The 10,728-nt window shown below is 72.8% G+C and carries 9 protein-coding genes; 4 read left to right on the top strand and 5 right to left on the bottom strand.

Features of this window, described 5'->3' with window-relative positions; genetic code table 11:
* The first annotated feature begins 2 nt into the window (after positions 1-2).
* The 3 genes from VIS07_02785 (at position 3) to VIS07_02775 (ending at position 4,423) form a co-directional block, all read left to right on the top strand.
* The gene (locus VIS07_02785) at positions 3-437 is read left to right on the top strand and encodes an OB-fold domain-containing protein (protein ID HEY8514419.1); all 435 of its coding nucleotides are present in this window, start codon (positions 3-5) and stop codon (positions 435-437) included.
* Between the two features lie 365 nt (positions 438-802).
* Positions 803-1,063, top strand: a complete 261-nt coding sequence (locus tag VIS07_02780; protein ID HEY8514418.1) for a hypothetical protein — start codon at positions 803-805, stop codon at positions 1,061-1,063.
* Positions 1,064-1,189: 126 nt separating this feature from the next.
* Positions 1,190-4,423, top strand: a complete 3,234-nt coding sequence (locus VIS07_02775) for a fused MFS/spermidine synthase (GenBank protein ID HEY8514417.1) — start codon at positions 1,190-1,192, stop codon at positions 4,421-4,423.
* Here VIS07_02775 and VIS07_02770 read toward each other — a convergent pair.
* The 5 genes from VIS07_02770 to VIS07_02750 are packed head-to-tail and all read right to left on the bottom strand — an operon-like array spanning position 4,420 to position 8,931.
* Positions 4,420-5,337 carry an LLM class flavin-dependent oxidoreductase gene (locus VIS07_02770; GenBank protein HEY8514416.1) on the bottom strand — a complete coding sequence of 306 codons (918 nt, stop codon included), beginning with the start codon at positions 5,335-5,337 and terminating at the stop codon, positions 4,420-4,422. The genes VIS07_02775 and VIS07_02770 overlap by 4 nt on opposite strands.
* A gap of 37 nt (positions 5,338-5,374) precedes the next feature.
* Entirely contained in the window at positions 5,375-6,838 is a 1,464-nt protein-coding gene (locus VIS07_02765; GenBank protein HEY8514415.1) for a M20/M25/M40 family metallo-hydrolase, read from the bottom strand.
* Positions 6,838-7,632 (bottom strand): TIGR00730 family Rossman fold protein, encoded by a 795-nt coding sequence (locus tag VIS07_02760; protein HEY8514414.1) that lies wholly within the window; start codon positions 7,630-7,632, stop codon positions 6,838-6,840. Before VIS07_02760 ends, VIS07_02765 begins: the two co-directional genes overlap by 1 nt.
* A complete protein-coding gene (locus VIS07_02755) occupies positions 7,625-8,026 on the bottom strand; it encodes a hypothetical protein (protein ID HEY8514413.1) in 402 nt (133 codons plus the stop codon). Before VIS07_02755 ends, VIS07_02760 begins: the two co-directional genes overlap by 8 nt.
* Positions 8,023-8,931, bottom strand: a complete 909-nt coding sequence (locus VIS07_02750; GenBank protein HEY8514412.1) for a DMT family transporter — start codon at positions 8,929-8,931, stop codon at positions 8,023-8,025. Before VIS07_02750 ends, VIS07_02755 begins: the two co-directional genes overlap by 4 nt.
* A gap of 200 nt (positions 8,932-9,131) precedes the next feature.
* On the opposite strand from VIS07_02750, the gene VIS07_02745 reads away from it, so the two are divergent.
* On the top strand, positions 9,132-10,727 hold the full coding sequence (locus VIS07_02745) for an MFS transporter (GenBank protein HEY8514411.1): 1,596 nt from the start codon (positions 9,132-9,134) through the stop codon (positions 10,725-10,727).
* Position 10,728 lies beyond the last annotated feature (1 nt).

The following is a 10,728-nucleotide window of genomic DNA, read 5'->3' as shown; positions in this document are numbered from 1 at the left end:
GCATGGCGAGCGCGGAAGGCTTCCAGGTGCGCTTCACCCCGAACCCGAGCGGCTACGCGGCGGAGTTCTACGCGTACTGCGCGCAGGGCGAGCTGCGCTTTCAACGCTGCGCGAACGCCGCGTGCCGCGCCTGGCGACACCCGCCGCGCGTGGCGTGTCCGAAGTGCGGCAGCGAGGAGTGGGCGTGGGAGCGCTCGAGCGGGCGCGGCGTCCTCTACTCCTGGACGGTCACGCACCAGGCGCTGGTGCCGGGCTTCGCCGAGGACGTGCCGTACCCCGTCGCGGTGGTCGAGCTCGAGGAGGGCGTGCGGCTCGTGACCGGGCTGCGCGGTGTCGCGCTCGAAGAGCTGCGGATCGGGCTCGAGCTCGAGGTCGACTTCGTGCCCGCGAGCGGGCAGGTCGCGCTGCACTGCTTCCGGCCGCGCGGCCGCAGCTGACCTCGGATCGGCCGCCGGCGTCGTGGCGAAGCGCAACCGCATCTGGAGCCACCATGTTTAAGCTTGACATGACGAGCTGACGCCGGAGCAGCGCGCGATGGTGGAGCTGTGGGAGCTGCACCTGAAAGCGGAGCTCGTCGACAAGGACGCATCCGCCTCCTGCGACACCATGGTCGCGCACGCGTACGTCAATCACGTGCCGGTCCTGACCGGCGGAGCGGGGCGCCAGGCCTGCAGCACTTCTACGGCCGCTACGTCATCCCCGGCCAGCCGCCCGACGTGGAGCAGATTCCGATCTCGCGGACCGTCGGTCAGAACCGCATCGTCGACGAGCTGATCTACCGCTGCACGCACGCCGTCCACGGATGGACTGGCTGCTGCCCGGGGTGCCGCCGAGCGGCAAGCGGATCGAGCTCGCGCTGGCGGCGGTCGCGTACTTCGAAAACGGCGAGCTGCATCACGAGCACATCTACTGGCACCAGGCCTCGGCCCTGGTGCAGGTCGGACTGCTCGACCCGATGGGCCTCCCGGTGAGCGGCGCCGAGGCGGCGCACGAGCTGCTCGACCCGGCGGGCGTGCCGTCGAACCTGCTGATGAAGCGCACGATCGACGACGAGCTGCTCTGAGCGGCGCGCGCGAGGCGCGTGGCGCGCCGTCGCGGTGCGTCACCAGCGTCGGCAGCGTCGCCTGCGCGCGGCGCGCAAAAGACCCTACCCGAGCGCGCGCGCGGGGTGCTAGGCTCGGTCGCGCACATGCCCCGTCGTGCGCTTTCCCGCCTCGCGCTGTGCTTCTTCCTCTCCGGGCTCGGCAGCCTCGTGCTGGAGGTGGTGTGGACGCGGCAGCTCCGGCTCGTGTTCGGCTCGACCACGCTCGCCGCGAGCACGATCCTCGTCGCGTACATGCTGGGCCTCGGGCTCGGCGGGCTCTTCGGCGGTCGGCTGTCGCGCCGCATCGCGGACGGCGTCCGCGCCTACGGCCTCATGGAGATCGCGATCGGCGCCTACGCGCTGGTCGTGCCGCTCGCGTTCGCGCGCTTCCCGGAGCTGAACCGCGCCTGGCTCTACGCGCTCGACTTCTGGCCGGCGGCGGTGACGCGCTTCCTGCTCGCGCTCGCGGTGCTGCTGATCCCCACGATCCTGATGGGCGCGACGCTGCCGCTCCTGGTCGCGGCGGTGACGCGCGCGGACGCTCGCGTCGGCCGCGCGACGGGTCTGCTCTACGGCATCAACACGCTGGGCGCGGTCGCCGGCGTGTTCCTCGCGACGTTCGTGCTGCTGCCGTGGCTCGGCCTCACCGGCGCGAGCTGGTTCGGCGCCGGGCTCGACGTCGTGGTCGGCATGGTGGCGCTGGTCGCGCTGCCGCGTGTCGCGGCGGTGGCGGCGGGTGAGGGCGCGCACGCGCCTTCGCTCGGCGAGCCAGCGCCCGAGCTCGAGCCGAAGGCGCCCGCGCGCGCAGCGGCGGATCGCCGCGCGCAGGGCACGGTCGCGCTGCTGCTCGTGTCCTACGCGCTCGTCGGCTTCACCGCGCTGGTCTACGAGGTCGCCTGGACGCGCGCGCTCGCGAGCGTGCTGGGCTCCTCGATCTACGCCTTCGCCGCCATGCTGGGCGCGTTCCTCGCCGGCATCGCGCTCGGCAGCCTCGCGGTGCGCGGCCGCATCGACGCCGCGCGCAACCCGCTCGCGCTGCTCGCGGCGGGGCTCCTCGCGCTCGGCGCGCTGGCGCTCGCGACGACGCTCGTCCTGCCGCTCCTGCCCGACCTCTTCCTGCGCTTCCTCGAGGCGAACGGGCTCGACCCGGGTCCGATCCTCGTCCTGCAGGTCGCCCTCGCGATGCTCGTCATGCTGCCGCCGACGCTCGTGCTCGGCGCGCTGTTTCCGCTCTTGACGCTGCTCGTGTCGCGGCACGCGGCGGATCCGGGGAGCGCCGTCGGACGCGTCTACTTCGCCAACACCATCGGCTCGGCGAGCGGCGCGTTCTGCGCGGGCTTCGTCCTCATCCCGCACCTCGGGCTGCGCACGACGCTCGCGCTCGCCGCGGCGATCAACTTCGCGACCGCGGGCAGCGTGCTGCTGCGCCTGCCGTGGCGGCGGCCGCTCGCGCGCGTCGCCGCCGCGACCCCGCTCGCGCTCGCGCTCCTGCTGCTGGTCGCGCCGCCGCCGCTCGACCCCGAGGCGCTCACGCGCGGCGTCTTCAACCGTCCCGACGCGCACCTCGACTTCGGCATCGCCATGCAGCCACTCGAGGGCGTCGCGGACGACGAGATGCTGCTCTACCGCGACGGCCTCAACACCACGGTGTCGGTGCACCGCAAGGATGGGCTGCTCGCGCTCAAGGTGAACGGCAAGACCGACGCCTCGACCTCGATCGACATGTCGACGCAGGTGCTGCTCGGCGAGGTGCCGCTGCTCTTCGGGCCGCCCGCGAAGAGCGTGCTGGTGATCGGCTTCGCCTCCGGCGTGACGGTCGGCTCGGTCGCGCGCCACCCGGAGGTCGAGCGCATCGACGCGGTCGAGATCGAGCCCGGCATCATCGAGGCGTCGCGCTTCTTCGACGACGTCAACGGACGCCCGCTCGAGGACCCGCGCGTGCGGCTGATCGTCGACGACGGCCGCACGTACCTCTCGGGGACGCGCGAGAAGTACGACGTCATCGTCTCCGAACCCTCGAACCCCTGGATGAGCGGCGTCTCGAACCTGTTCACGCGCGAGTTCTTCGCGGTCGCGCGCGGCGCGCTGAAGCCCGACGGGCGGCTCCTGCAATGGATCCACCTCTACGCGATGGAGCCCGCCGCGCTGCAGTCGATCCTCGCCGCGCTGCGCTCGGAGTTCCGCTTCGTCTACGGCTTCTTCCACTCGCGCGGCCACGCCGACCTGCTGCTGCTCGCGAGCAACCGGCCGCTGAAGCGCGACGAGCTGCCGCGCTGGGAGCGTCTGCCCGCATCCGTGCGCGAGGACCTCGCGCGCATCGGCACGTTCTCGACCGCCGATCTCTGGAGCCTGCTCTACCTGCTGCCGGAGGACGTCGACGCGCTCGCGCGACGCGCGCCGGTCGTCAACTCGGACGACAACCTGTTCATCGAGCTCGGCGCGCCGTGGATGCTCTACGAGGACACGGTCGAGCCGAACTGGGAGAGCTTCGAGGTGCGGCGCGGCGTCGTGCCGCTGCTCGAGGAGCTCGGCGAGCCGCTCGACGAGCCGACGCTCGCCGCGCTCGCGAACTCCTACGCGAGCGCGCGCAACGACCTGCCGGTCGCGACCACGCTGCTCGCCGAGGCGACGAAGCACGGCCGTGGCGGCGAGTCGATCGCCGCCGCGGTGACGATCGGCCGCAAGATGGACGAGGGCCACGGCGAGTTCGCGCTCGCGGACCAGATCGCGTCGCTCGACGACGCGCTCGCGCTCGCCCCGCGCTCGCTGGCGGCGCGCGAGCTGCGCGGACGCCTGCGCCTCGAAGCCGACGACGCGGCGGGCGCTCTCGCCGATGCCGACGCCGCGCTCGCGGTGCAGCCGGACGATCCCCGCGTGCGCGCGCTACGCGGCCGTGCGCTGCTCGCGCTGGGCCGCGCGGAGGAGGCGCGACGCGAGATCGACGCGCTCACGAGCACGGAGTACGTGCGCTTCGACCCGAGCCTCTGGGGAGACGCGATCCGCGCGCGGCTCGAGATGGGCGACGATGCGGACGCCATCGCGCTCCTCGAGACCACGCTCCAGACGCGCCACCCGAGCTGGCACGACGGCTGGCGGCTCCTCTCCGAGGCCTACGAGCGCGCGGGGCGCCACGCCGACGCCGAGCGCGCGCGCCGCAACGCCGACGCGGTGATCGCGAACCGCGCGGCGCAGTTCCGCCACGACGCCGCGGTCGCGCTGTGGAGCGGCAACACCGAGGAGGCGATCACGTACCTCAGCGCCGCGCTCCGCCTGGCACCGGACGACCCCAAGGCGCAGCAGGAGCTCGCGCGCCTCCTCGCGACCGACGCGCAGCCCTAGCGCGCGAAGCAGGCCATCAGCTCCTCGAGCGCCTTCATCTGGTTGCCGACCGCCGACGACGGCACGAGGATCGGCGTGCGCACGCCGGCGTCGAGCCACTTCTCGAAGCCCTCGCGCACCTTGGACGGCGGGCCGAAGAGCGTCGTGTCCTCGAGCCAGCGGTCGCTCATCAGCTTCGGCAGGGATTCGCGGTCGCCGCGCGCGAGCGCCTGCTCGATCGCCTCCATCTCCTCGACGTAGCCCGCCTTCTTCCAGTACTCGCGGTAGTTCGGCAGCGTCACGTAGCCGGAGAGCGTCTTGCGATTGACGGCGGCCGCGGCGGCGACGTCGTCCGAGATGCAGGTCGGGATCATGTTGCCGATGAAGTAGCTCGGATCGTTGCGCTTCTCCGCGGGCAGCACGCCGAGCGAGTGCGCCATGTGCGAGCGCGCGGCGTTGGCGAACACGACGCCGTCGCCGATCTGGCCGGCGAGCTTGACCATCGGGTCGCGCAGCGCGGCGAGCACGACCGGCGGCAGCTCGCCGACGCGCGGCACCGCGCGCAGCCGGGTGACGAAGTCGCGCATGTCCGCGAGCGGCTTCCCCGCCTGGATGCCGAGGTGCTTGTGGATCGGCCCGTGGCTCACGCCGACGCCGAAGCGGAAGCGTCCGCCCGAGAGCTCGTGCACGAGCGACGCGGTCTGCGCGTAGTCGTTGACGTGGCGCGTATAGATGATGGCGATCGCCGTGCCGAACGGGATGCGCTCGGTGACCAGCGCGAGCGCCTCGCACAGGCCGAGGCCGTCGCCGAAGCTCGCGCAATAGATGCCAGCGTAGCCGCGGCGTTCGAGCTCGCGCGCGACGTCGAGCGTCGCACGGCGGCGTCCGGGCATGGCGGCCAGCGCGACCGCGGGCATGCGGGCGGGATCGTTCATCGTCGTGTCCTCCTGTGGCGCGCGTTGGCGTCGCGCGTCAGCGCTTCTTCGCGGCGAGCTCGACGACCAGCCGGTAGAGGAACTCGAGCGCCGGCTCGAGGCTCGCGACCGGGATCCGCTCGTCGACGCCGTGCGCGCGGTTCGCGTCGGCTTCGGTGAGACCGATCGGGTTGATGCCGTAGGCCGGGATGCCGCGCGCGCGCACGTAGCGCGAGTCGGTGGCGCCGCGCGACATGAACGGCACGATCGGCAGCCCGGGCCACATCTGCTCGACGACGGCGCGGATCGCGAGCGGACCCGCCCCGTCGAGCGGCGACGGCTCGCCGGAGCCGAACTCGCCGACGACCGCGACCTCGAGCTTCGGGTCGTCGATGATGCGCTCGAGCTCGCGCTTCACGTCCTCGACGGTCTCGTCGGGCAGGATGCGGCAGTTGACGGTCGCGGTGGCCTTGGCCGGCAGCGCGTTGGCGCGCGATCCGCCCTCGAGCAGCGTCGCGACGCAGGTCGTGCGCACGGTCGCGGCGAGCGACGGGTCGCGGTCGATCACCTCCAGCGCGTCGGCGGGCAGCTCGCCCTCGGCGGCCGCGAGCTTGCGCAGCGCGTTCGCGAGCGGCGGCTGCTCGAGCGCCGCGCGCGCTTCGAAGTTGGCGCGCGTCACCGGCAGCATGCGCGCCGGGAAGGTGTGCTTGGCGAGCCGCTCGAGCGCCGCGGCGAGGCGGTAGATCGCGTTGTCGCCGTGCGGCGTCGACGAGTGTCCGGTGGTGCCGCGCGCGGTGATGGTGAAGTCCTGGTAGGTCTTCTCCGCCGCCTGCAGCTCGATCAGCTTCGGGCGTCCCTGATCGTCGAGGCGCAGGCCGCCGCCCTCGTTGAGCGCGATCTCGGCGGCGATCGCGTCGGGCGCGTTCTCGAGCAGCCAGCGGATGCCGCCGCCGCCGCTCTCCTCGTCGCCGGTCCAGGCGACGATGACGTCACGCGCGAGCGGCACCTGCGCGCGCTTGAGCAGCCGCAGCACCTCGAGCTCGAGCGCCGCCATGCCGAGGTCGTCGCTCACGCCGCGCGCCTGCAGGTAGCCGTCCTGCTCGACCATCGTGCGCGGATCGGTCGACCAGTCCTGGCCGTCGGTGCCGACGACGTCGATGTGCGCGAGCAGCAGGAGCGGCTTCGCCGAGCCGTCGCCCGCGAGCCGCGCGACCAGGTTCTCGCGTCCGGGCGCGAACTCGAAGACCTGGTAGGGGATGCCGGCCTCGTCGAGCCACTTCTTGCCGACCGCGACCGCGCGCGCCTCGTTGCCCGGCGGGTTGGTCGTGTCGGCGGCGACGAGCTCGCCGAGCATGCGGCGGACGTCGGCCGTCGCGGCGGCGAAATCGACGCCCTTGGCGGCGTCGCTCGGGCGACTGAGCGGGGACTGCGCGCCTGCGACGCGCGCGTCGGTCGCCAGCGCGACCAGTACCAGCGCCGCGCCGAGCGCGCAGGCCGTTGCAGAGTCGATCCGGCGACGCATCACGCCGCCCCACGCATGGGCGGCTTCTCGCCGAGGATCGGCAGCGACGTCTCTGCGACCTCGCGTGCGCGTTGCGTCTTCTCGCGCGTACGTTCGACGATCATCTGGACTGCTTCCTCCGGCGAGTCGGTCAGGGTCATGAGCTCGAGGTCCTCGACGCCGATCGTGCTCTCGGAAACCATCTTGTCGCGCAGCCACGCGACCAGCGGCGACCAGTAGTCGCGTCCCATCAGGACCACGGGGAAGTCGAGTATCTTGTCCGTCTGGATGAGGGTCAAGGTTTCGAAGATCTCGTCCATCGTGCCGAGTCCGCCGGGCAGGGCGATGAACGCTTGCGAATACTTGACGAGCATCACCTTGCGCACGAAGAAGTGGCGGAACTCGAGCATCAGGTCGAGGTAGGGGTTCGGTCGCTGCTCGCGCGGGAGCACGATGTTGCAGCCGATCGAGCAGCCGCCGACGTCCTTCGCGCCGCGGTTCGCGGCCTCCATGATGCCGGGTCCGCCGCCGGTCATGACGGTGTAGCCGGCGCGCGCGAGCTCGGCGCCGGTCGCGCGTCCGAGCGCGTAGTAGCGGTGATTCTCGGGAAAGCGCGCCGAGCCGAACACCGTGACGCACGGACCGACGAAGTGCAGCTTGCGGAAGCCGCGGATGAACTCGACGAAGATCCCGATCGCGCGCCGCAGCTCGGCGAGGCGCGACGCCGGACCTTCGAGGAAGCGCCGCTCGGTGCCGCTGCCGCTGCGCCGTGGCCAGTGCGCCACCCGGGTGGGCGGCAGCCTGTCGTCAGCCACGGGTGAGGCTCAGGTAGACGAGCCAGCTGCCGAGCCCGACGCCGACCAGGGCGCCGAGGCGCAGGCCCCAGTCCGGCATGCCGCCGAGCAGGCGCTCGCTCATGCGGCGGTAGCCGTCGGGGTGCGTCAGCGCGACGGCGCCCGCCGCGGCGAACAGGATCGCCAGCACGAGCAGCACGCCCTGCAGCAGGGTGAGCGTGCGCAGCACGAGCACGACCACCGTGACGACCAGCACCCAGAGAAACGCGCCGAGCGCGCGGATCAGTCCGGGGCCGCTGCGCTCGAGGATCGCGAGCACGCGCGTCCGGTACGGGGAGGGCCAGAGGAGAGCCGGTATGCGCGTGGCGAGCAGCAGGACGCCGATCGCGAGCGCGATCCATTCGATGGTCGTCATGGCGGCGGATTGTACCAGGTACGTGCCGCGCTGGTCGCGAGGATGACGACCCCTCCGGCGAGCGCCCAGGCGCCCGGCGTCTCGCCGTGCAGCAGCCACGCCCACACCGGATTCAGCACCGGCTCGAGCAGCAGCAGCATGGTGACGTCGAACGCGCGGACGTGGCGGATGCCATAGGCGAGGCAGAAGTACGCGAGCCCGACCTGCGCGACGCCGAGCCAGAGCACGACCGCGAGCTCCGCGGCGCTGAGAGCCGGCAGCGGCAGGAGCCACGGCAGGCATCCGACGAAAACCAGCACGTTGCCGAGCACCGTCGCCGCCGCGACCGGATTCGCCTCGCGCGGACCGCCGAGCGCGCGGTGCGCGGCGACGACGCCTTGCGCCGTGCGTCCTTGACGCAGCGCGAGCCAGCGCAGCCCGAGCACCGTGCCCGCCCACGCGAGGCCGCTGCCGCACGCGGCGAGGTTGCCGAGCAGCGGATCGGGCGCCGTCGCCTGTGCCGGGCCGACGTCGACGAAGAACAGCGCGAGCCCGAGCGCGAACAGCGCGAGGAAGCCGACGTCGGCGCGGCGGATGCGCTCGCCGAGGAGCGCTGGCGAGAGCGCCAGCACGTAGAGCGGCGCCGTCGACTGCAGGAAGATCGTCGCCGCCGCGGTGGTCAGCTTGTTGCCGATGACGAAGAGGGCCATCGTCGCCGCCTGCGCCGCACCGGTCAGCAGCGAGCCCGCGCCGAACGAGCGCAGCGGCAGGCGCAGCAGGACGAGCAGCGTCACCGCCGCGATGCCGGCGCGCAGCCCCGCGATCTGCAGCGCGGGCAGCGAGACCAGCTTGATCGCGGCGCCGCCGGTCGAGAACAGCAGCGCCGCGGCGACGACGGCCAGGCGGGAGAGCGTCGGCGAGGCCATCGGTCGGGTCGTATTGCCGCATCGCGCCGCACGATGCCAGGAGTCGCGTTTCTTCCCACGTGGCAGGCGCGCTCTCGCGCGCGGTCGACGCCGCGAGGCGAAGCTCTTTCGCCGGAGGCCGAGCTGTGCTCCAACGGGGCCCCGACGGCGCGCGCCTCGCGAGCGCGCACGCCGTACGAGCAACCGAGCGGAGGGGCAGCGTGCGCGCGAACGAGAGCGACGCCGGAGTCACGCCGGAGCAGCGAAGCACCGCGAGCGAGCCAGGACCGTACGCGAATTATGTGCTTTTCGTCCTGGTCTTGGTCTACGTCTTCAACTTCCTCGACCGGCAGATCGTCTCGATCCTCGCCGAGCGCATCAAGGCGCACCTCGGCGTCACCGACGCGCACATCGGCTTTCTCTACGGCACCGCCTTCGCGGTGTTCTATGCCGTGTTCGGCATCCCGCTCGGACGCCTGGCGGACGTCTGGGACCGCCGGAAGCTGATCGCGATCGGGCTCGCGTTCTGGAGCGCGATGACCGCGCTCTCCGGGCTCGCGCGCAACTTCGGCCAGCTCGCCGCGGCGCGCATCGGCGTCGGCGTCGGGGAGGCGAGCGCGTCGCCGGCCGCGTTCTCGCTGCTCTCCGACACCTTCCCGCCCGCGCGCCGCGCGACGGCGCTCGCGATCTACTCGAGCGGCATCTACGTCGGCGCGGGTCTCGGGCTCTTCATCGGCGGGCTGATCGTCGACGGCTGGGACTCGGCGTGGGCGGGGCTCGAGCCGCCGCTTGGCCTGCACGGCTGGCAGGTCGCGTTCCTCGCGGTCGGGCTGCCGGGGCTGCTGCTCGCGCTCTGGGTCGCGACGCTGCGCGAGCCGGTGCGCGGCGCGATGGACGGCATCGTCGCACGGCCCGAGCCGCACCCGTGGCGCGAGTTCGGACGCGAGCTGCGCGCCGTCGTGCCGCCGCTCACGCTGCTGCACCTCGTGCTCGAGCGCGCGGGCGCGCGCGTCGTCGCGTGGAACGTCATTGCCGCCGCGCTGTGCGCGGTCGGCGCGGCTTTCCTCACCGCGTGGCTCGGAACGCCCGCGCAGTGGATCGCGCTCGGGATCGGCGTCTACGCTGCGGTGTCGTGGGCGCAGGCGCTCGCGTTGCGCGACCGTCCGGCGTTCTCGCTCATCCTGCGCACGCCGGCGCTCACGTGCTCGAACCTCGGCTTCTCGTTCCTCGCCTTCACGGGCTACGGGCTCGGCTTCTGGGTGGCGCCGTTCCTCGTGCGCGTGCACGGCGCGAGCGAGGCGGAGGTCGGTCTCATCCTCGGCGGCACGTCGGCGGTGGCGGGCTGGCTCGGCGTCACGCTGGGCGGCGTCCTCGCCGACCGCTGGCACCGCCTGCGACCCGACGGCCGCATCCTCGTCGGCATCGTGACCGCCATCGCGCCGGCGCCGTTCGCGATCTGGCTGCTGACCACCGAGAGCACCTGGCTGGTCTACGTGCTGAGCGTGCCGCTGTCGCTCGCGAGCGCGATGTGGATCGGCCCGGGCGCGTCGACGGTGCAGGACCTCGTGCTGCCGCGCATGCGCGCGTCGGCGTCGGCCGCGTACCTGCTGACGGTGACCTTCATCGGGCTCGCGCTCGGGCCGTACGGCATCGGTCGGCTGAGCGCCGCGCTCGGCGATCTGCGGCTCGCGATGCTGATCGCGCTGCTCGCGAACGTGATCGCGGCCCTCTTGCTGTGGCGCGCCGCGCGCAACGTCGAGCGCGACCGGGCGACGATGCTCGACCGCGCGCGCGCCGCGGGCGAGCAGGGGGTGTGAG

This window comes from Candidatus Binatia bacterium (assembly GCA_036563615.1).
Classification (GTDB): domain Bacteria; phylum Desulfobacterota; class Binatia; order UBA12015; family UBA12015; genus DATCMB01.
This window is presented reverse-complemented; position numbering and strand designations above follow the sequence as displayed.

What these genes read in the sequence shown, in the direction of transcription:
- VIS07_02785 (HEY8514419.1), top strand. Translation starts at nt 3, where the DNA reads ATGGCGAGCGCGGAAGGCTTCCAGGTGCGCTTCACCCCGAACCCGAGC.
- VIS07_02780 (HEY8514418.1), top strand. Translation starts at nt 803, where the DNA reads ATGGACTGGCTGCTGCCCGGGGTGCCGCCGAGCGGCAAGCGGATCGAG.
- VIS07_02775 (HEY8514417.1), top strand. Translation starts at nt 1,190, where the DNA reads ATGCCCCGTCGTGCGCTTTCCCGCCTCGCGCTGTGCTTCTTCCTCTCC.
- VIS07_02770 (HEY8514416.1), bottom strand. Translation starts at nt 5,337, where the DNA reads ATGAACGATCCCGCCCGCATGCCCGCGGTCGCGCTGGCCGCCATGCCC.
- VIS07_02765 (HEY8514415.1), bottom strand. Translation starts at nt 6,838, where the DNA reads ATGCGTCGCCGGATCGACTCTGCAACGGCCTGCGCGCTCGGCGCGGCG.
- VIS07_02755 (HEY8514413.1), bottom strand. Translation starts at nt 8,026, where the DNA reads ATGACGACCATCGAATGGATCGCGCTCGCGATCGGCGTCCTGCTGCTC.
- VIS07_02750 (HEY8514412.1), bottom strand. Translation starts at nt 8,931, where the DNA reads ATGGCCTCGCCGACGCTCTCCCGCCTGGCCGTCGTCGCCGCGGCGCTG.